Genomic DNA, 21,020 nt, shown 5'->3' on the forward strand with positions numbered 1-21,020 from the left:
GGGACGATTTTAATCCGCTGCAATTTAGTTAATGCCGGACGTAACACAAGCCTTATATAAAAAAAACGAACGGTCAATGGATCATCAGACGCCTGGTATTACGCATCTCCCGCCTGTTTCGGTCGCCATGGCGACCTATAATGGTGCGAAATACCTGGAGGAACAGCTGGACTCTATTCTTGCTCAGAGCCTGCCGCCCCGCGAGATCATCGTGTGCGACGACCTTTCTTCGGACGGCACCCCTGAGATACTTGCGAGGTACCAGTCGGAAGGCTTGCTCCGCTATTATGTCAATGATAAACGGCTGGGCTATCTCGGGAATTTCAGGAAGGCTGTTTCGCTCGCCCGCCCAGGTCATTATGTTGCCCTTTCTGACCAGGATGATGTATGGCTTCCCGGGAAAATTGAAGCGGCGATGAAGATCATGCTCGGCCTGGAAGATGGCATCAGGCCAGCTATGGTTTACTCCGACCTGGTTTTGGTTGACGAGAACAAGCAGGTACTTAATCCCTCGTTCCGGAATGAACTGGGGCAGGACGGTTACAGGCATTGCCTGGAAACACTGCTGTTCGGCGGTTTTGTGAACGGCTGCACGATGCTGATGGATCCTTTAATGGCATCTTATTTTGCCACGATCCCCGAAGGTGAATTTATTACCCACGATACCTGGATAGCCCTGATCGCTAATACCTTCGGGAAGGCAGGAACTGTGCCTGAAGCGCTGATACATTACCGGAGTCATGGTAATAACACCACGGACCTGGCCGGCCTGAAAAAGAAGAGCAGATTCGAAAGGATCAGGGCTGAAGTGGCCGCTGCTTTTCAAAAGCCTGCCTTATTTGAAAAGGAGCTGGCTTGCGCAGAGAGTTTCTATCACACATTTGAGGAAAAACTGGACAAGAACCAAAAGGAGTTGATCCTTAAATTTTTGAGGCTAAAGAATAAGACCTACCTGGAGAAGAAAATTGGTTTGAGGTTGTTTTTCAGGGGGAAGTGGGTGTAGGTTTCTTCCCCGATTTAGTCCTACCGTGTGGACGCAAATTTATCTTATTTAAACACGGTAACCAACCGACCCCGAAGGTGGTCGCATATTTATAGCAAAACATTCATGAATTTTTCGACCCCGAAGGTGGTCGTATGTGTGGCTTTATTACATGCGACCACCTTCGGGGTCGGGATTTCGGACTAAAATGATGTTCTATAAACATTTGACCCGTTCCGGGTCATTACAATGCATTAAAAATAAAAAGACGTGAGTACCCGATAGGATCAACGGAAGAGTCCTGATTACTTCCTAACCAGCAACAAATACAAGGCATAAATAAAGCCCAATAGCAAACCACCCAAAACCATCGATTTCAGGTACCCCGTCCGGTTCTTTTTAAGCGGGAGCTCCGGTTCGTCTACGATCTGGAAGGTGGGGGTTTCCTGGATGAGCATGGTCCTGCTTATCTCGAGGTTTTTTACGATCTCCGCGTAGATGGTCTGGAGTACCATTTTATCCCGCTCCTTTAATTCAACGTTAACGTTAGCGGTCGGGTACGCCGGGTTTATGTCCAGCAATACATTGTTGGCTGCCGATGCGGAATAGGTTTTCCGGTTCAGCAATCTCTCAATGCTGTCGGCGCGTGCCTGGAGCCTGTTGACATTAGTCCGCTGCCTCAGGGTTTTAGTGTCGATATAGAAGCGCGTTGCCTGGTCGATAAGGCGGGTTGTGAAGAGTTGTGCAACCTCCTCGTCCGCCATAGTCACGGATGCCTCGAAGAAGCTTAGTTTCTTATCTGTTTTACCTACTGCAAGCTCAGACTCGGTGATGGTTTTCATCATTACCTGCAGCAAACTGTCCTGCAGCCGGTTGTATTTTCCCTCAGCAGGAAAACGGATGACCTTCCCATTATTATATTTTTCTGCCCAGGGCTTGCTCAGCTCCGATGTTTCCGCATACCTGTCGGCAAGAGTGAGGTTACTGTCTGCAGGATAAGGTGTGAGCAGCGTGTTTTTGATCATCTTATTACTACGCAGCAGCTCCTGGACGTTATCGCCGGCAAGTACACCCCCTGTGCCCGACATTCCTCCCAGGTCAAAGCCGAACTGCCCGGCCAGGCCTGACAGCAGCGAGCCGCCGCCGGCACCGCCTTCTTCGACAACAAAGGTGAGTTTAGACGTATAGGTTATAGGTCGTGTCCAGGCATATAAAGCCCCGAGGGCGGCGCCAATGATGCCAAGCACGATAAATTTGTAGCGGTGCTTCCAAAGCATCCGGAAATCCTCGCGGCGTTTGGCCAATAATTGCTTAAAAGAGAATTCAGGCTCGTAAGGATATTGTTCCTGCTTCATTTATTTTGAATTAAGAATAGCGATCAATCCTACAAGCGCTGTAATGGCCGAGGTAATGCCTGATATCTCCGCAAAGCCGAGCCTGAACCGGTTGTCCGGGTTCTTTTTCGGAACCATGATGGTGCTGCCGGGTTTTACGGCAGGGTAATTCCTGAAAACCAGGAAATTACGAACCGGTTTATTCAGGCCATTGGGATACTGAACATAAGCGCCTTTTATTCTTGCATCTTCCAGGGCGCCGCCTGCCGAGTTAATATAATATTTAAAGCGCCTTCCCTGGTAGCTGATGTACTGCGGGTTATTGACGGCGCCTGATACTTGTACAAAGGAGATCACTCTCGGTATAAAGATACTGTCGCCTGGCAGAAGCATCATACTCTTCCGGATCACCGGGTCAGTTCCTGCCCGGGTCAGGTCGAGGTCCACCCGGATATTATTCCGGTAGATCTGGGCGCTTTCCAGCGAGCCGTAAGGGCTCAGGCCGCCTGCCCGCTGTATAAAATCAAGCGCAGTCTCGTCCCTCTTCTGCACGGCATATTCGCCCGGGAATATAACCTCCCCGGTAACAGCAATATTCCCCAGGGGCTTGAAATTTACCAGCCGCGGGATGTTGATATAATCAAGGGGCTGGAGCTCGATATCCGGGCCGCCCTTAGTGATATCCACGTTGAATGTCTCGACAAGCTGGTTGGCCACGCTGTCTGTATTGTTCCTGATGATCCGGGATACCTCAACATGATGCCCTGCTGCCTGCTCATTCAGGCCGCCTGCGATTGCGATGAGGTCTGCTAACTTCATTCCCTTGCGGTAGATCACCGGCCCGGGGTTCCTGACATTCCCCCCGATGGTAACGTACTGATCTGTTATGAACTCAGCCCGGTTCTGAACCACGATGGAGTCCTCCCTCAACAGGGGAATGTCCGTTCTGCCATTCAGCACATCGGCCGGATTAAAAGATATCAGCTCTTTATCCAGGTTCGGCAGCGTCCGTTTAATGTATGCTCGCTCCATATAAGCTTCCGGCTTCAGGCCGTCGGCTTTTTTGAGTAAGCTGGACAGACTCAGCCCGGCGCTAAGCTCATAAGGCCCCGGCCGGTTCACCGCCCCCTCGAGTACAACGCGGTTGGCATACCTGTTTTGAATGGGACCTATCGTAACCTGGTCGCCGTTCCTAGGCAGGAAGTCGTCAAACATCCCGGACGGCACATCCTTTACCGCTCTTTCCAGCTCGGTAACCTGGTCAACCTTGGCGATGCTTTGATAGGCGATATCGGTAAAGCCGCCGGCATAGCGGATCAGGTCGGAAAGCCTTTCTTCCGCTTTAAGCTCATAGATCGCCGGGCGCTTAACTTCGCCGCTTATGGAAACGCGCTTGCGGTAGACCGGGAAGTTGATCACATCCTGGTCCTGAAGGCGGATGTTCCCCTCAAGAACGCCCTGCTGAAGGAACGTATAAAAATCGACCGTCCGGTATATTTTGTTATTACGGATGATCTCGATATTACGGAGCGTACCGTTAGGCGCCGGGCCTCCCGAAAGGTATAGGGCATTGAATAAAGTGGATAACGAGGAGATGGTATACGAGCCCGGGGTTTTCACTTCACCTACCAGCGTTACCTTAATGCTGCGCGTATTCCCTAAATTGACAGTGAGCTGGCTCTGGCCGCTGCCAAGCGCGGGGTAAATTCTCGCCATTTTATTCCGGATCAGCGAGGTTGCCTGTTCTATCGTGAACCCGTTCACGTATACAATCCCGGCATAAGGGATCTGAAGGTTACCCTCAGGGCTGACTCTGGACCGGACAGTACTTTCATTTAAGCCGGTCAACAAGATAATCAGCTCGTCACCGGGGCCAAGGACATATCCTTTTGGTGTGGCAACATTAAAGTCGGGATCAAATTTTATCGTGGTTTGGTTAAAAAACTCTGAGCCATAAATAGTCAGTGGGACTTCAGGGTTAACCTTATCAGGGGCTTTTGCAGCAGGTTTTTCTACCACGACGACGGTATCCCTTCTAAAGTCTATATCTTCTTTTTTAGCTGTTGCTGAAACTTTATTTCCGCCCTTGTTTAATCCCAGTAAATTTACCCTTTGCTTAAAAAGATTGACCTCTATGGGATCCATGCCCTTTTGCTCCATGAGCTTATAGGCGTCCTGCTCGGTTATACCCATATCCTGCATTTTTTTCCAGGCTTCCATGATCTGCGCGTCGGAAAGCTGGCTGACTTTAACATTCCGGATCTGGTCCAGGGAGAAGCTTTGGGCTGAAGCAGCCTGACCGGATAGAATCAGTGCGGCCAGAAGTATATATAGAACAAATTTGATGCGCATGAAAGCTATTCTAAGATAAGTGATAAATGCAAATATAAAGATTAAAAGGATATGAGAAATGAGATGTGAGAGATGAGATATGTTGTACTTATATGATGAAGATTAGCCTCTGCTTGCATTCCACTAAAACCCGTATGAGACTCCGATCCTGAATTCATTGGCGACTGCTTTCGGCTGAAGCGCCGGGCGGATTATGCCTGCTTGTTTCAGGTAAGATCCGGCTACCCGCAGCTGGTTGATAATTTCATATTTGACCTCGACAAGCATTTGCTTTTGGGTAGTTACACCGCCGTCGAGGAATGCGGGCTGGGGTTCGGCATAATATTGGTCTTCCAGGCTTCCGTCTTTGCCTTTCCGTGTGTAATTAAGCTGTATGCCTGTGCTTAAACGCGGTGCGGGATTGTAACGTATCCAGGCAGTCAGCCGGTCGGCGTTCTGGCCTATCCAGTCGCCAAGCGTATAGGTTTGATTTGTATAATTCTGTGCCGGGATCAGGTTCTGGTAAACAAAAGGATTTAGCCGGGTATATTCCAGTCCGAGGGTCAGGTAGGGGACGAAAACATCCGTAACCGATGCACCGAGGTTAAACCCGACCTGGTTGCGGCTCTTCGCCTTGTTAAAGACCTCCGACAAACGGATCTCGTCGATAAAAAGACTGCCATAAAGATGCGTGCGCGGAATATGGTTGCGTGAGCTTGCCTGTAAAAAGAACTGCCCGTTGGACCCGGAGTTTATTTTATACCTGCTGGCATACTGGTCGTACGCTTTGAAGAACATAACGGGAATAAGATAACCTACATCCAGTTCGTCGCTGTAGATCATTGATTCACCTATGCTCAGTGCCAGGCCCTTAACGGGAAAGAAATTAAAGCTGTGGGTGGCCATGAACTTCGGGATATAAATTTCGCGCTGATCGCCATATATGGTATTGCCTTTCGGATAAGTTGCAGCGGAGTCGATAATTGCGGACTGCAGCCAGGAATGTGCATAATGAAAGCGGAACCACTTTAAAGGCTGGTAGTCGAGGCGTATAAAGGGGTAAGCAGGGGACTTATCGGAGAGAATGATCCGGCCATTTTCACCATATCCCAATAGCAGCTGGTCATTGCCGAGGGTTACTGCTCCATTCCCCCAGTTATAGGCCACACTTCCCCTGAGGTCAGTATAATTAAGCGTTTTGGCATTTGCTTTTACGTTGGCTGTTCTTACGATCCCTGTCTCGTTACTGAACTGGCGTATTGTATCTATCCCGCTTCCTGACTCAGTGATATCGGAAAAGGATGCCTGGAAAGAGAATCGTTTCCCTACATGGCCCCAGAACCTGATGCCCGCCCTATTTTTCAGTATGCTCTTGTCTTTGCCCTGGATGGTTTCAAGACCGATAATTGGGTCACCCCTGACCAGGAAATCGGGATTGTCCACAGCCAGGAACCTCAGGCGCCCGGACTGGTCTTTTTTCAGAAAGGTGGTAGAGTCAACTAACTGCCCGTTAAACTCGGCGTATTCTTTCAGGTAAAACTGAAGTTCCTTTTGCTCGGTCACAGACAGCCGGTGAAGGGAGTCGTTCAGGATAGTAAGGTCCCGGGCTATTTCCTTGCGGCTTAGCGGAAGGATAAAATCGGTGATCTCAATATTGCCCTTTTGAGCCTGCCTGCTTAAAAATTGGTGAATTGAGTTCTTCGGATCTTCCCACACCACCTGGGCCTGGGATGCGGAGCTTAAAAGTTGAAATAGTCCGGTACAAACGCAAAGTATAAGTAGTTTACAGTTGTTCTTAATAAGCATTCGGATTTCCTTTGATAATATTAATAACTGTTTGAAGGATTATCTGGCAATCCAGGCGAAATGTCCAGTTATGTATATAATATAGATCATGATTGACTCGTTTCTGCATGTCGTTCGCGGTGAGCGTTTCGCCCCGGGCGCCGTTAACCTGTGCCCAGCCTGTAATTCCCGGCTTGACAAGGTGGCGCAGCATATACCGGTCCACCTTATGCATGGAGGAAAGATTCAGGGGCGTCACGTGCGGCCTTGGCCCTACAACCGACATATTTCCCAGTAATACGTTCCAGAACTGCGGTGTTTCGTCGAAATTCCATTTTCTGAGAAATTTGCCGATCGGTGTAACCCGTGTATCGTTTGGAGATGCTTGTATAAATTTACCATTAGTGTCTGTTTCAGGACTGTCGTGGTACATGCTTCTGAACTTATAGCAAACGATAAGCTTATTGTTAAGGCCCCAGCGTTCCTGTTTAAAGAAAACAGGGCCTTTGGAGCTCATCTTGATAAGCAGCGCAATAAGCGGGAACAGCCACCAGCCTGCTAAAAGAAAAAAGCATGCCGAAAATATAATATCGAAGCCCCGCTTAATGATCTTGTTCGCTTCACGGTCCTGGGGAAGCGAACGCAGGTTGATAACCGGCAGCATGCCAATATTATTGATCTGGATATTACTGGAGGCATAGGTATACAGATCGGGAATGATACGTACCCTTCGCCCGTACAGGTCGCAGGCTTCCATACATAGCCGCAGCTCCTGGTGCTTTGAATTAGGAAGGGCAATAATTACCTCGTCTACTGTATTCTCTTCCAGCACCTTATTAATGTCGTTTATTTCACCAAGGTAAGGGCAGCCATTCAGCTTGGTTACCTCGTTATCAAGGAAGCCAATACATTTATAACCGTAGTAGAAGTGGATATTGATCGTATCATAGAAATCCTTCGCGGCCTGTGTTGCCCCGATGAGCAGGATATTATCATTCAGCCTGCCGGTATATAGTATCTTGTGAAGGTGTTTCCTTAATATATACTTGTTAAAAATGACAAGCGAAGTCAGAACGGTAAAATACAGCAGCAGGAACTTATCCCTGATATAAAGCTGCTCCCTTAACATGAAGAGAAAGAAGCTTAAAAGGATGACGAACAGGAAAACGGTGAACAGGATATAAATGATCTCTTCCGAGAACTTCTTGGACCTGAGATCGGCATATACACCTGAAAATTGCGCTGCGATATACCAGGCAACCACGGAGAACAGGAAAACGATCGAAATGAAGGGCCTGCCGGGATAGATGAATTCCGGTTGGGGAAAATAATGATAGGCGATGTAGAGCGCGGCCAGGATGACGGGTACCTCGATCAGGCAGCGGACTACCCTGTATTTTAAATGTCTCTGATTCATTTATCTGGCGTCATTAACCTGGCAAATTCAGAAATATATTGCCCGGTAATACTATCCCAGTTATATTTCTGGCCCAGACCTGTCTGCACTTTTTGTCTTAGATCATTCAATTGGTCGGGCGCTTCCTCTATATCGTCAATCTTTTTAGCAAGGGATGCGCTGCTTTGTTCGAAAAACATCCCAAATTCTCCATCATTCAGCATTTCACGGTTAAAGGAAGTGTCAAGTGCAAGTATAGCACATTGATTTGACATCGCCTTCAACATTGCCGGGTTTGTGCCGCCGAACTGGTGGCCGTGCAAATATATGAAGCAGTGCTGGTATAGCGACATCAGGACTGTCTGGTCCCTGACGTACCCCGTAAATATGAGTCGCTCGCTGCCGAGGTTCTTCAGATTTTGCGCATAACTATCCTGGTAAGGTACATCGCCGACAATTACGAGTTTCCGGGCCGATGAGGAAGCCAGGAAGCCCCGGATCAGCAGGTCGGCATTATTGTCGGGTACAAGTCTTCCGATGATAAGGTAATAAGCGCCCTTTTCCAGGCCGAGATCTTTTAAGAGGTCCGGGCTAACCGGATTAAACGGCGGTGCGCCGTAGGCAATCACCGTGGATGGGGCATTAAACTCCTTTATATAGACCTTTTGCATCTCATCCGCGTCGGTTATGATCTTATCGTATAATTTTGTTGCGCACCATGCGCCGAAATAGAAATATTTTGCCCCCAGGCCTTTCCATTTTGGCCGGAGCCACTCCATACCATCGGTATTGATCATGGTTTTTTTGCCGGAGAGTTTCGGGATCCAGCCCATCGGGCCGGCGGCAAGGTTAAGCACGAGGACGATATCAGCCGCTGAAACGGCGACATGAAACAGTGACAGCAAACAATGAACGATCTGATTTAAGGACTTTCCCGGTAAGGTTGGAATGTAATGAAGATGGATGCCGTTTACCATGGCAGGCCTGTCTTTGAACAGGTTTCTCTGGCAGTAAACATGAACCTCCACATCCCGTTTTACAAGCCGCTCGCTAAGCTCCCTTACAAAGGTTTCGAACCCGCCATATACATACGGATAACCTCTTGTACCAATTATGGCTACTTTCATTGAATTGGGAGGGATCTGTTATTAACTATCAGGTGCGGCTTTGCAGATATCGGAAAGATGATGTACGGGGAAGTAAGCATTCAATTGTTTTGCTGATCCTGAAAGCCCGGTTTAGCTTTATTGCTGACAAAAGTATTTAAATAATTCATAATAAAGGAATGTTTGGTGTGCACTCTTCCCCGACTGGATCGGGGATCTCGTCAATGACACGCGGCTCCAGCCGCTGGTGTCGACGGGGACTAGTCGTCTGTTATAGATCCTGCAACCAAACTACAGCTCCGCCGGAGGCTCGAACCCGGTTGATTCGAAATTTCCAGAGGACGCGAGCTGCGCCGCGTCTGCAAGAGATCCCCGATCCAGTCGGGGAAGAGCCGGGCCGCTTATCTTAATTCAAAGAGACTTATACAATTCCAAAATCTTCCCCTCATGCAATTGCAAACTAAATAAATTCTCCATTCTTTCGGTTGACCGTCTTCCGAATTCCTTAAGCTTCTGAGGATCATCAAATAAAAGCTCAATCTTTGCGGCTAAGTCTATTGGATTTTTATTCTCGAATAAGTATCCATTCCATCCATCTTCAACCTGCTCGGGGGTACCTCCTAAGCTTGATCCTATGACGGGCAAGCCCATGCTCATAGCTTCCATCACAACACCGCCAAAGGGTTCAGGTTCGCCGGAGGGCAGTACAAATGCATCAAACAGGGAGTAGTAGGGTAAAGGATCATTCAGGTGACCCAGAAAATGAACCCTTTGTTCAAGCTTATATTTCTTAATAAGGCCCTCCAAAACTTCCTTCTGATACTCATACCCAGGCACATAATCACCTATTAAGACCAGATGTATCTTTTTTCCTGTTTGCTCAGTCAGCATCCCGATGGCTTCGATCAGGTATTCCTGCCCTTTTCTGACCAGCCTGATCCTCGAGGTACAGCCCAGTACGAGATCAGCCCCATCCAGGGTTTTTTGCAGCTCCCCGACAGCCGGCGGTATATCTCCGATTTCCGGGATGGGAAATCCATTGTAAATGGCAATTACATTCTTTTTATCACTGAACTGGGACGCCATTGTTTCAGATACACAGATGACCCTGTCCGAAAGGCTTGTCATGTAGCTTGAATAGTATGGCCAGAACTTTTTAAAGTCGCCGAACCATTCCCTGATATGCCACAGATGCTTTTTCCCGGTAAGCCTGGCTGCGAGCGCCCCCGCGGGGATCACTCCCGAATTGGTATGGACGATATCGATCTGCTCCTTCCGGATAATTCTCGTTATCGACCGTATATTCTTCAGGAACTGAAATAGGGTGCTAAACAGGTAGCGCAGCTTGAACGATCTTCTTGTGAAGATATACAGGTCCGGGTTCAATATTATCCTGCCCTGCGGGATAATCCCCTTTAATACATCGTAAAGCAAGCCCTCAGCGGGCAGCATTACGTATACCAGGTGATCTTTGTCCAGTATCCGGACTAACTTACTAAGGGAACGGCTGGCACCGTACATATCAGCACTGTGACCGATCAATAGGATACGTTTGCTCATGGTTTCAGGCCAAAATGATTGTTATGCTGCCTGTACCATTCCAGGAAACAGAAAATGTTCCATATAAGCCGGTTGTTCACCCCGGGTTTCTGTTTCCTGAAATCGTGCCATAGTCCAGCCACTTTTATATTATCAAGGCAGGGATTCTGCCGGAGATTCTCCTCTGAGAAAAGGAGCGAGGATAATTCCGACAGGTTAGTATTGAGCCATTTTACTTTAGGCGTTTCAAACCCCTGTTTGGGACGTCCCGCTATCGTCTCTGAAACTGAGGCGGGTAATTTCCTTTTTAAGAGCTGACGAAGATAATTTTTAGATTGAAACAGGTGCTTGTTAAAACTTCCGGATGACATCAGCACTTTCTCTACCAGTTTATGGTCAAGAAATGGGGTTCTTGCTTCAACACTGCAGGCCATCATCATCCTGTCGGTTTTTACAAGCAAATCGTCAGGAAGCCAGGTAAGCAGGTCCAGCATCAGGCTGGACTCTAATTTTCCCGCGTTTTTGCGGAACCCGGTAAGGTATCTATGAAATTGCTGCTCGTATGATTCCGCCGGCCTTTTGGCCCTGTGCATAAAGTCCCTGCTCAGTGCGGGACTTAAAATGGAGGTCCACCTGGATACGCCGGTATCTCTCTCAAAGGAGTTGATGCTCCGGAGCTTTTTCTTAACTTTTTCGAGCTTATTTATCCCGGCTTCCGGTACCATATCAAGCAGGCGCCCGGCGCTTTCGAAGGATATCTTTCCCAGCCCGTAGTAGTATTTTTCATAATTATAGTGGTCGTAACCATGGAACAGCTCGTCTGCTCCCTCTCCCGACAGGACAACCTTAACATGCTGCTTAATGGATTTGGCGATCAGGTAGGTCGGAATGATAGCCGAGTCGCCGAGGGGCTGGTCGGCATGGTAAACTGATTCGATGAAGTTGTCCGGACTTATTTCCTCTACGTTTAAAGTGACCAGGTCAAGCCCCAGTGATTCAGCAACCTGTTTCGCGTAGGCCGACTCATCCAGGGATCTGTCTGAAAAACCGACATTGAAAGCTTTTACCTGTTTCCCCGCTACCTCGTGCATGTATGCAGCCAGCAGGGACGAGTCTATCCCCCCGCTTAACAGCAGGCCGATATCAACGTTTGCAACAAGCCGGTATTTGATACTTTGTGTAAGCAGCTCGTCTATCTCCTCAATTTCAGGCATTCTTTGGTCCCTGCCAACATGATCGAGCATATTCCAGTAAAGGCTGCTTGTGCTTTTTTTGCTGTTAAGGTCGTGAATTAACAGTTCCGCGGGCTGCAGCTGCCGTATCTGATGATAGATCGTTGCAGGTCCGGGAATGTACTGAAGCGAGAGAAAATTGAGGACACTTTCCTCATTGATCTCCAGGGGAATATTAAATGCGTGAAAAAATTTAATCTCGGATGAGAAGATTATCACCTCGTCATTTTCAAAAATGAACAGCGGCTTTTTACCCAGTCTGTCACGGCTAAATACGATCAGGTTTTCTTTCCGGTCGAATATAACCACGGCGAACATGCCTCTTAGCCTGTTGCAAAAATCGCTGCCATATTCACAGTAAGCGGCTATGATAACTTCAGTATCGCTCTCTGTCCTGAATACATGGCCAAGTCTGACGAGGTCCGATCTTAACTCTTCAAAGTTGTAGATCTCTCCATTGAAAACAATAACATACCGCTCGTCCGCAGACTTGAAGGGCTGGTTCCCGTCGGGCGACAGATCAATTATTGACAGCCGCCTGTGACCCAGGCATATCCCGTTTTCACACCATACACCCCGGTTATCCGGGCCACGGTATTCCATCCGGTCTAAAGCGTATTTCAGCGGATCAAGGTAACTTGCTTCGAAATTCAGCTGCTCTTTTTTTGAAATGACACCGATCAGGCCGCACATGGTGAGTTAAATTATGAAATTACAGGGAGTAAGGAGCAAAGAACAAGGACCTGACCGCAAATGCTTTCCCTTACATATATCGTTTCCCATTTCCCATTTCCCATTTCCCATTTCCCACTTTTCGCTTCCCGCCTCTCGTTTCTCGCATCTCGTTTCTCGCATCTCGTCTCCCTATTTCCTACTCTTTATCACTTTTGCCGGAACCCCACCCACAATACTATAGGGCGGAACATCCTTAGTTACCACGCTTCCCGCAGCGATCACTGATCCTCGTCCTATAGTTACGCCGGCGAGGATTATTGTATTAGCTGCGATCCAGCAGTCGTCTTCTATCTTAACGAACTCTCTTTTGACACCCTGTTCCTTGATGCTGAGGTTGGGATCGTCAAACAAATGATTCTCTGCATAAATACTTACCCTGGGAGACATCATTACATTGTCGCCAATTTCTATATATCCCGAGCATCCAATATATGAATAAGGGCCGATGCTGGAGTTGTTCCCTATTTTCAGGCCCTCGCCGATCGCCGACCCGTAAATATTTGTAGGCCTTATTATGGCATGTTTTCCTATGGTTACGCGGTCGCCCACAACGATGCCGCGGTAGGTCATGCAGTTTACCTCGGCGTAGTCTTCGACGATAAAATCCCTGCCGGCGCTCAGATGCCGGGCGTAACGGATGGATGCGCCTTTGCCGACCAGTACCCAGCCGCTGGATCTTTTAAAGAATAACCGCTGAAACATACCGCGCAGGTAAAAGAAAGAAAGGCGGTAAAGTGTTGCCAGGATGTCCCGGCTTTTCCATTCACCGGGAAAGCGGTCAACGATAAATTTATAACTGTGTAAAAAGGAAGTGTCAGACCTCATAGATTATTTCAAAACTATGATATTTTTTTATTGTGCGAAGATATTTCTGCACAGGAAAGCGCAGGAACTGTATGCTAGCGGCGGAAACTTCCCTTGCCGGCAGCAAGATGAAATACTTTTACCAGCTCTTCAGCATTTTTTTGCCAGGAAAACATTTTCAGGCGCTCAGTACCTTTTTTTACCAGTGCTTCAGCAAGGCCGGGATCTTCAACTACCTTCCTGATCTTGTCGCAGATGTCATGGCTGTCAAAGGGGTCGAAGCACAGTACGGCATCACCGCCGATTTCCGGCAGGCAAGTATTGCCGGCCACGAGTACAGGCAGCTTGTAATGAAATGCTTCGAGCACCGGGAGGCCGAAGCCTTCGTTCAGTGAAGGAAATACATACAGGGAAGCAGTCCTGTAAAGCTGCGACAGTTCCTCATCGCTCGCATATCCATACATCATAACGAAATCCTCCAGGTTTTCCCTCTTAATGGCGGCCTTTAATTCTGCAGACCCGTCGAGCTCATCTTTTGAGCTTGATTGCCCGACGATTACCAGGGAATACCCGGTATGCCCGGCCTGGTGCAAAGCCTTAACAGCCTCGACGAGCTTTACCAGGTTTTTTCTTTTTTCAAGCACCCCGACATGTAAAATAAATTTAGAAGTAGGTGTGGTGATGACGGGGCCAGGCTCATCAGGGGGTCTGGCCGGAGACTTTTTAACGCCGTTGTATATAGAAATGATTTTCTGCGGCTGGATGCCGGTGAAATGGGCAAGCCTGGTTTTGGAGTATTCGGATATGGTCACCAGGTAAGGCGCCCTTTTTGCTGCGCTTACCCCGAGAGTACGGAACATTTTTAGCCACAGGGGGTTAACTTGTTCAGGATATTCGTAAAAGAAGGCATCGTGGAACAGCGGTATAGGCTGATAGCCCAGGTGTATATATGGAACAAAATAATCCGGGCAGAAAAGAACGTCACAGTTATTAAGGTAAGCCTTTACAGGCAATACTGCCTGTTTCCAAAAAAAAAAGCGAACATGCTCTGCTAGTTTCAGAACTTTATTCCTGCCCCCGTACACGGGGAAGGGAGAGTCGAAGAACTTTATTTCGCAGCCGTGATCATTATTTTTAAACTCCCTGAGTATTTCTTCCAGGTAAGTCCTGGCGCCGGTTTTCGCCACCCTTAGATCCCTTATGTCTATACCGACTACCAGTTTGTTTGCCATAGCATGCAAATATAATAAATGCCGAACCGGCGACGGGGATTATAGATTAATTATCGCTGCAGGCTTTCGCTGGATCCGATAGCTATCGGATGACAGAGCTTTTTTGGGAATGGGGAATTCCAGCCATAGTGTTGTCATCTGAAAAACAAATCTTTTTCCCGGACACTATTGATTAATTATATCTTTGCGGCTTTAGTATTTGCCTCAATAGCGGACCTCCAATGTCTATAAACGATATATTTGATTCTTCCGATAAGCCGCAATCCTGGGGCAACAGGTTCAGAAACAGGAGATTCGGTTTTTTGAAAGAAAAACTAGACAGGTTACCCAAGCCTGTACGGATCCTGGATATCGGCGGACTTGAGTCGTTCTGGACCAACCGGGGCTTCGGAGAGGATCCGGATTACCAGATCACTATCCTAAATCTTGAAAAAGCGAAGACCGGCTGTTCAAATTTCAGCAGTTTAGCGGGTGATGCTACTGATCTTGGTGCGATAGGCGATAAGGAGTACGATGTCGCTTTTTCAAATTCGGTGATCGAACACCTCTATACTTTTGAGAATCAAATGCTCATGGCCCGCGAGGTTCAGCGTGTCGGGAAATATCACTTTATCCAGACGCCGAACAAGTACTTTCCAGTAGAGCCTCACTATGTGCTTCCCTTTTTTGATCTGTTACCGGCATCATCGAAGTATGGCATACTGACTAAAACCAAACTCAGCAGGCTGAAAAAATGGAGTCACCAGGATGCCCGGCAGTATGTTGATGAGATCCGGCTGATATCTTATTCGGAGTTTAAGCGCCTTTTTCCTCAAAGCCGGATGTATAAGGAAATGTTCATGGGGCTGGTAAAATCATTTACGGCTCATAATTTCTAACAGGGGCATCGTCGCCCGGCGGTTGCTTATGCATGATCATATTGACAAGCACGCCGGTCAGGAACCAATTGATATAAGTGATGTAGGAGTATGAGTCTAAGTTTGCGGTGAACAAAGGCAGAGAGATCCCGATCTTTAGCAGGAATACGGTCAGCGCTACCATCCGCTCCTTACCTTCAAGATGAGGGAACCACTTATAGGCATATATTATTGTCGTCAGATGGATGAAAATATACAGCATGACGCCAATTATGCCTATCTGGACACCCAAAATAATAAACTGGTTCTCTCCGCCGATACTGGTGCCGAGGCTGCCTGAGACTCTTCCTGAAGCTCCGAGGCCAAGTCCCAGCGGGTTGCTTACCATTGCTTCCAACCCAGCTAACCATGCCACCACGTGGCCCAGTCCCGATGCATCCTGTAGAGTCAGCGTTGACAGGATATATTCGTACAGGCCTTTATCAGCTACGACATATCCCAAATAGATAAAGCCGGCGGCAATAAGTATATGGCATCCGTGCAGGATGTATTTTTTATCGGTGATAAAAGCATAAACATAGATCACCAGGAAATAGCTTGCCATGGATGAACGCGAGATGGAGAACATTACCGACGTAAGTGAAGCCATAATAGCAAGCATTCCCAGCTTACTCGGGTTGAACAGGTTATTTTTCTGTGTAAATAATCCCGCGATCACAGAGATAGAAAGCAGGGCTGCGGAAGCATGCTCCAAAGGATCGGAGAAAAAACTTGCAAAGCGCTTAAGTCCGCTTTCCGCGCGTTCAAAGGTCCACGTGAGGCCATAGTTTCCCTCGGGCTCCTGGCCAAAGAAGTCGTAGATATAGTCTGAATAGCCGGTCAGCGATTGAAAGTGTGTATCGATAACGCTTTCGTAGAGTACGAGGATCGCTGCCGCAATAGCCAGAACGAGAATAAAATGAAAGTATTTCTTTATTTCTAAGGTCCGGATGTCTATAAGCCGGCCTGCACAATAGATAAGCGCGAAAAAAGAGGTGCTTTTGAAAGCAAGAAGGCGTGCGGAGAATCCAAATTCACCGATCGGAAGCAGAACATACAACCCGGTATAGACCAGGTATGCCACCACCGCGTAGTCGATCACATGAGGCCGGATCCTTTCCTTCAGATGCCAGACCATCGTACCGAGCATGGCCAGAATGATGATCTCCTTAAAGGGCTGAAACAGGAATATAAACGACCGGTAGCCCGCCTGGTACAGGATTGATAATGTGGTATTATAAATTGATAATCCAAAGATCAGGAAGATGAACCCTCCCTGCGGGTTTTTATTGAAAATATCTTTTAATGCAGACAGGAAAGCAGAAATATAAAGCAGCGGAAAGATCAACATACCGGTACATCATAAATGATCCCTGCACGGTGGAGTAGGAAAGGGACTGGGGGTAAATAATGCATATGCTTCTCAAAGGTAATTATTCTTCTATTTTTGCAGGGATATATGAATGCAATTTATACAACCTTCCCAATAAAACATTTCCTGTGCGAATTTTTCCCGGTGAACTTACAGAAGGCCCTTAATTGCAGGGAATTACAAATCAGGGTCGGATGATAGATAAGAATATAATAATTGCGGCTCTTGCGAGGGATTGCGAAGATTCTTTGAGGAATAATATCCCGGTGATCGAGGATCTGAGGAGCCGGTTCTTATGGTCGCAGGTTGTGGTTGTTGAGAACGATAGTAAAGACGGAACCAAGGGTTTGCTAGATCATTGGAAGGCAAATTCGACTAACGTTACTATTGTTTCCAACGATTTCGGGACAAAGACAATTCCGGATAAAAGTGACCTGATAGCAGACCCCTGGACGTGTTACCAGCGAATTGATAAGATGGTTGCCTACAGGAATATTTACCTGGATTATATCAGCGAGGTCGACCACCCGATCGACCTGGTGATCGTGATCGATATCGATGTGGTAGAAATTTCTTTAAGCGGTTTACTTAATGTAGTGAACTCTTTTGATAATAAGACCGGGGCAATTTTTTCAAATGGGGTAAGTATAAAGAAAACCCTTTTTGGCTTATCGGAAATTTATTATGACACGTTCGCTGTGTGGGAATACCCTTTGCTGGATGAATTCAGCCATTCGCCTGACTCCCTGGCAAGAACATTTAAATCCATTAATAAAAATGTTAGAAAATCACCCCTTTATAAGGTTATTTCTGCTTTTGGCGGGGTGGGTGTATACAATTATCAGGCAATTAAGGGCCTGCGATACCGAACTGTCTTGAATCCTTTAAATCAGCGGGAAGCTATTTGTGAGCACATCCCCTTTCATCAGGAAATGATTAACCGCGGATTCGACAATTATATAGCCCGGGATTTCCAGGTTGTCTACCAGAAACATAATTGGATCCTGATATTAAAACTGGTGCTGCCTGTAAAGGTTTTTAACATTCTGCACCCTCTTCTTCTGAAAATTAAAAAGTAAATATCACTCTTCTGCCGAATACCTGAAACCCCGATAGGAGGCAAGCAGCTCCTTATCACTCAACAGGTAGCCTTTCTCCTTTCTGCCCAAGAAATAAAATCCGCTGGCCGCATCAATACTGCCCCTGGTTTTATTCAGGATAAGATCAAAGTATTTCACCCAGAAGAACAGGAAGGTTCCCCCATAGCTTAAAACACGATCTACTTTCTTGCTATTTGCGAAGCTGGTTAGGAAATATTTTAACGACCATACCAAAGCAGATCCCGCTCCGGCAATCACGCCGCTGTTAATTTCATTGAAGTTACGGAACATGCGCCGGTGACCGAGATGGGTAAATCTCATAAAATCATACTTTCCCCCGTGTACCTGCTGCATGAAAGGAGTTTCGGCGTAGATGAGGCCATTTTCCTTAAGAACACGGTTCATCTCGCGGACGCATAAGAAGGGGTCTAACACGTGCTCCAGTACAGCCTGGGCTATCACCAGGTCGAAGCTCTCATCAGCAAACGGAATTTCATGAGCGTCACATATTACGGTCGTATTGGGGCCGTATGAAACATCGGTTTCTACGAGGAGGTCCTCTTCCTTGAGAATGTTCTTCAAATGTGTAATACCAACGCCATCAACACTGCCGCCCAGTACCAGGATACGGATAGGCTTTTCTCCCTTTAGCAGGGAAGCAATATCTGCGTAGTTTCTCTCGCTGACATTATTATAAGTAATGTCAGGCTGAATGCGTTTCAGAAAGCGTATCCCGGGGTTAGAGTAAGTCTTAAAAAATATATCTCCCTCGGTTTCAAAATCCTTCTGTTCGAAAAGATCATTGTGAGGATTTATCAGGATCGGTATCCCGTTAAATACGGGATAAGTAGAATTACATCCTTCACTTGTGCATTTATAATGGCCTCCATCTTTTGTCAGCTTGTTTTTGCAGCATGGGCAAACTATGATTTGCTCTAAGGAGGAAAGATTCATTGTAAACTTATAAGGGTGATTTAAGATACGCCTGTTGAAAAGGTTGTCGGGGAAAAAATAACGCTGTGAAGCAAGAGATCAGGATGCTATAGTTTTGGTTGCCCGGGGTACAGCTAGTTTTTCCACAGCTTTAGCTATCCCCTTTGCATCGTACCCGCATTCAGCCCATAGCTCGGGCTGTTCGCCATGTTCAATTATCTTATCGGGGATCCCAAGCCGGGTGACATTACAGGCGTAATTATTATCGGCCATAAATTCGAGTACGGCGCTTCCCATTCCGCCCTGGATGCAGCCATCCTCGACAGTTATCACATATTTGAACTTTCTAAACACCTGGTGGAGAACCGCCTCGTCCAGAGGTTTGGCAAAACGCATATCATAATGTGCCGGATGGATACCTTCGGCATTCAATTCCATGCATGCTTTAACAGCTTCGTTTCCAATGTGCCCGATACTTAAAATGGCCACGTCTTCACCATCGCAGATCATCCGGGCTTTTCCGACTTCAATTGCTTTCATGGGCCGGCGCCAATCGGTCATGACACCATTCCCCCGCGGATAGCGGATACTGAAAGGGCCCATATTCTCCTGCTGGGCAGTGAACATCAGGTTCCTGAGCTCCTCTTCATTCATCGGCGCTGAGACGATCATGTTTGGAATACAGCGCATGTAGGCAAGGTCGTAAGCTCCATGATGAGTGGCGCCATCTGACCCGGCGAAGCCTGCGCGGTCAAGGCAGAAAACTACGTTCAGCTTCTGAATAGCAACATCGTGTATAACCTGATCATAAGCCCTCTGCATAAAGGTGGAGTAGATATTGCAAAAAGGTATCATGCCCTGTGTGGCAAGGCCCGCGGAGAAGGTAACCGCATGCTGCTCGGCAATTCCGACGTCAAACGCACGGTCGGGCATTGCTTTCATCATAATATTTAAAGAAGATCCCGAGGGCATTGCCGGGGTAACTCCCATGATCTTCGAATTTTGCTCTGCAAGCTCGACAATGGTGTTCCCGAAGACGTCCTGGTATTTCGGCGCCAGGGGCTTGTCGGTAACAGTTTTCTTTATTTCGCCGGTAATTTTATCAAAAAGGCCTGGTGAGTGCCATTTTGTTTGATCTTTTTCGGCCAGCGCATATCCTTTGCCTTTAACGGTAACGCAATGCAGCAGCTTCGGGCCGGGAATATCCTTCAGGTCGTTGAGTACCTTCACCAGGTGTTTCACATCATGGCCGTCGATAGGTCCGAAATACCTGAACTTCAAAGCTTCGAAGAAATTACTGCGTTTCAGCAACCCGCCTTTGATGGTCTTCTCAACCTTCTTAATTATTTCATGGGCGTTAGGGCCAAGCTCGGAGATCTTGCTTAATACATGGGAGATATCATCCCGGAAACGGTTATAAGGTTTGGAGGTTGTAATGTCTGTGAGGTATTCTTTTAAGGCGCCTACATTGGGGTCTATCGACATGCAGTTATCATTCAGGATGACCAGGATGTTGGAGTTTTCAATTCCGGCATGGTTCAGAGCTTCGAAGGCCATTCCTCCTGTCATCGCCCCGTCGCCGATAACTGCGACGTGCTGGCGGTCTTTTTCTCCCTTATAATTAGAGGCTACGGCCATACCTAATGCTGCAGAGATCGAGGTCGATGAGTGGCCTACGCCAAACGTATCATATTCACTTTCAGCCCTTTTTGGAAATCCGCTGATGCCTTTGTAGATCCGGTTGGTATGAAAGGAATGTCTTCTTCCGGTGAGTATCTTATGGCCGTAAGCCTGGTGGCCCACATCCCATACCAGCTGGTCGTAGGGCGCATTAAGTACATAGTGAAGGGCGACGGTGAGCTCTACCACGCCGAGGCTTGATCCAAAGTGACCTCCGTTAACGGAAACAGTATCAACAATGAATTGTCTCAGTTCATCACAGATCTGAACCAGATCGGTGTCTTTGAATTGTTTCAGATCAGCAGGATAGTTTATCTGCTCCAGAAATTCGCCCGCCTTAACTTCCATGTAGGGTTTGTGATAAATGATCATGCAAAAATAACTTATTTATGAAACTTTTGGTTAATGATTTACGAAATTGAGGTTTGAAGTCGAGGTCGGGGGCGGACGTCAGAGGTCGGAGATCAGAGGTCGGATGTCTGAAGTCGGAGATCAGAAGTCGTGGGTATGAGCTGGGCGGAGAGACTCTTCCCCGATTTAGTCGGGGATCTCGTCAAACGGCA

The 21,020-nt window shown here is 47.4% G+C and carries 15 protein-coding genes; 3 read left to right on the plus strand and 12 right to left on the minus strand.

The window, feature by feature from the left end; translation table 11 throughout:
• Positions 1-76 precede the first annotated feature (76 nt).
• Positions 77-1,003, plus strand: a complete 927-nt coding sequence (locus tag P2W76_RS15160) for a glycosyltransferase family 2 protein (RefSeq protein ID WP_276348743.1) — start codon at positions 77-79, stop codon at positions 1,001-1,003.
• A 284-nt stretch (positions 1,004-1,287) separates the two neighbouring features.
• Here P2W76_RS15160 and P2W76_RS15165 read toward each other — a convergent pair whose 3' ends face one another.
• The 9 genes from P2W76_RS15165 to P2W76_RS15205 all read right to left on the minus strand — a co-directional run bounded on the left by P2W76_RS15165 (position 1,288) and on the right by P2W76_RS15205 (position 14,476).
• Positions 1,288-2,337 carry a hypothetical protein gene (locus tag P2W76_RS15165; RefSeq protein ID WP_276348744.1) on the minus strand — a complete coding sequence of 350 codons (1,050 nt, stop codon included), beginning with the start codon at positions 2,335-2,337 and terminating at the stop codon, positions 1,288-1,290.
• Positions 2,338-4,668, minus strand: a complete 2,331-nt coding sequence (locus tag P2W76_RS15170; protein ID WP_276348745.1) for an SLBB domain-containing protein — start codon at positions 4,666-4,668, stop codon at positions 2,338-2,340.
• Positions 4,669-4,791: 123 nt separating this feature from the next.
• On the minus strand, positions 4,792-6,453 hold the full coding sequence (locus P2W76_RS15175; protein ID WP_276348746.1) for a capsule assembly Wzi family protein: 1,662 nt from the start codon (positions 6,451-6,453) through the stop codon (positions 4,792-4,794).
• Complete coding sequence (locus P2W76_RS15180) at positions 6,443-7,849, minus strand: undecaprenyl-phosphate glucose phosphotransferase (RefSeq protein WP_276348747.1); 1,407 nt, start codon at positions 7,847-7,849, stop codon at positions 6,443-6,445. The genes P2W76_RS15175 and P2W76_RS15180 overlap by 11 nt, the downstream gene beginning before the upstream one ends.
• Complete coding sequence (locus P2W76_RS15185; RefSeq protein ID WP_276348748.1) at positions 7,846-8,955, minus strand: DUF1972 domain-containing protein; 1,110 nt, start codon at positions 8,953-8,955, stop codon at positions 7,846-7,848. Before P2W76_RS15185 ends, P2W76_RS15180 begins: the two co-directional genes overlap by 4 nt.
• Positions 8,956-9,345: 390 nt before the next feature.
• Positions 9,346-10,494: a glycosyltransferase family 4 protein gene (locus P2W76_RS15190; protein WP_276348749.1), complete on the minus strand. Its 1,149-nt coding sequence runs from the start codon at positions 10,492-10,494 to the stop codon at positions 9,346-9,348.
• On the minus strand, positions 10,491-12,398 hold the full coding sequence (gene asnB, locus P2W76_RS15195; RefSeq protein WP_276348750.1) for an asparagine synthase (glutamine-hydrolyzing): 1,908 nt from the start codon (positions 12,396-12,398) through the stop codon (positions 10,491-10,493). The genes P2W76_RS15190 and asnB overlap by 4 nt, the downstream gene beginning before the upstream one ends.
• 171 nt (positions 12,399-12,569) lie before the next feature.
• On the minus strand, positions 12,570-13,265 hold the full coding sequence (locus P2W76_RS15200; RefSeq protein WP_276348751.1) for an acyltransferase: 696 nt from the start codon (positions 13,263-13,265) through the stop codon (positions 12,570-12,572).
• A 74-nt stretch (positions 13,266-13,339) separates the two neighbouring features.
• Complete coding sequence (locus P2W76_RS15205; RefSeq protein ID WP_276348752.1) at positions 13,340-14,476, minus strand: glycosyltransferase family 1 protein; 1,137 nt, start codon at positions 14,474-14,476, stop codon at positions 13,340-13,342.
• A 221-nt stretch (positions 14,477-14,697) separates the two neighbouring features.
• Between P2W76_RS15205 and P2W76_RS15210 the strand changes: the two genes are divergently transcribed.
• Positions 14,698-15,354 carry a methyltransferase domain-containing protein gene (locus P2W76_RS15210; protein ID WP_276348753.1) on the plus strand — a complete coding sequence of 219 codons (657 nt, stop codon included), beginning with the start codon at positions 14,698-14,700 and terminating at the stop codon, positions 15,352-15,354.
• Here the strand turns inward: P2W76_RS15210 and P2W76_RS15215 are convergent.
• Positions 15,335-16,723, minus strand: a complete 1,389-nt coding sequence (locus tag P2W76_RS15215) for a hypothetical protein (RefSeq protein WP_276348754.1) — start codon at positions 16,721-16,723, stop codon at positions 15,335-15,337. The genes P2W76_RS15210 and P2W76_RS15215 overlap by 20 nt on opposite strands.
• A 215-nt stretch (positions 16,724-16,938) precedes the next feature.
• On the opposite strand from P2W76_RS15215, the gene P2W76_RS15220 reads away from it, so the two are divergent.
• On the plus strand, positions 16,939-17,823 hold the full coding sequence (locus P2W76_RS15220) for a hypothetical protein (RefSeq protein ID WP_276348755.1): 885 nt from the start codon (positions 16,939-16,941) through the stop codon (positions 17,821-17,823).
• 3 nt (positions 17,824-17,826) lie between these two features.
• On the opposite strand, the gene P2W76_RS15225 is transcribed toward P2W76_RS15220, so the two are convergent.
• Complete coding sequence (locus tag P2W76_RS15225) at positions 17,827-18,798, minus strand: methyltransferase domain-containing protein (RefSeq protein ID WP_276348756.1); 972 nt, start codon at positions 18,796-18,798, stop codon at positions 17,827-17,829.
• A gap of 78 nt (positions 18,799-18,876) precedes the next feature.
• Positions 18,877-20,805, minus strand: a complete 1,929-nt coding sequence (dxs, locus tag P2W76_RS15230) for a 1-deoxy-D-xylulose-5-phosphate synthase (protein ID WP_276349279.1) — start codon at positions 20,803-20,805, stop codon at positions 18,877-18,879.
• Positions 20,806-21,020 lie beyond the last annotated feature (215 nt).

The organism is Daejeonella sp. JGW-45, from assembly GCF_029360805.1.
GTDB lineage: Bacteria > Bacteroidota > Bacteroidia > Sphingobacteriales > Sphingobacteriaceae > Daejeonella.

Excerpts from the sequence above, each read along its gene's own strand:
- P2W76_RS15210 (WP_276348753.1), top strand. The coding sequence starts at position 14,698 with ATGTCTATAAACGATATATTTGATTCTTCCGATAAGCCGCAATCCTGG.
- dxs (WP_276349279.1), bottom strand. The coding sequence starts at position 20,805 with ATGGAAGTTAAGGCGGGCGAATTTCTGGAGCAGATAAACTATCCTGCT.
- P2W76_RS15205 (WP_276348752.1), bottom strand. The coding sequence starts at position 14,476 with ATGGCAAACAAACTGGTAGTCGGTATAGACATAAGGGATCTAAGGGTG.
- P2W76_RS15165 (WP_276348744.1), bottom strand. The coding sequence starts at position 2,337 with ATGAAGCAGGAACAATATCCTTACGAGCCTGAATTCTCTTTTAAGCAA.
- P2W76_RS15190 (WP_276348749.1), bottom strand. The coding sequence starts at position 10,494 with ATGAGCAAACGTATCCTATTGATCGGTCACAGTGCTGATATGTACGGT.
- P2W76_RS15220 (WP_276348755.1), top strand. The coding sequence starts at position 16,939 with ATGATAGATAAGAATATAATAATTGCGGCTCTTGCGAGGGATTGCGAA.
- P2W76_RS15225 (WP_276348756.1), bottom strand. The coding sequence starts at position 18,798 with ATGAATCTTTCCTCCTTAGAGCAAATCATAGTTTGCCCATGCTGCAAA.
- P2W76_RS15200 (WP_276348751.1), bottom strand. The coding sequence starts at position 13,265 with ATGAGGTCTGACACTTCCTTTTTACACAGTTATAAATTTATCGTTGAC.
- asnB (WP_276348750.1), bottom strand. The coding sequence starts at position 12,398 with ATGTGCGGCCTGATCGGTGTCATTTCAAAAAAAGAGCAGCTGAATTTC.
- P2W76_RS15215 (WP_276348754.1), bottom strand. The coding sequence starts at position 16,723 with ATGTTGATCTTTCCGCTGCTTTATATTTCTGCTTTCCTGTCTGCATTA.
- P2W76_RS15180 (WP_276348747.1), bottom strand. The coding sequence starts at position 7,849 with ATGAATCAGAGACATTTAAAATACAGGGTAGTCCGCTGCCTGATCGAG.
- P2W76_RS15160 (WP_276348743.1), top strand. The coding sequence starts at position 77 with ATGGATCATCAGACGCCTGGTATTACGCATCTCCCGCCTGTTTCGGTC.
- P2W76_RS15185 (WP_276348748.1), bottom strand. The coding sequence starts at position 8,955 with ATGAAAGTAGCCATAATTGGTACAAGAGGTTATCCGTATGTATATGGC.
- P2W76_RS15175 (WP_276348746.1), bottom strand. The coding sequence starts at position 6,453 with ATGCTTATTAAGAACAACTGTAAACTACTTATACTTTGCGTTTGTACC.
- P2W76_RS15170 (WP_276348745.1), bottom strand. The coding sequence starts at position 4,668 with ATGCGCATCAAATTTGTTCTATATATACTTCTGGCCGCACTGATTCTA.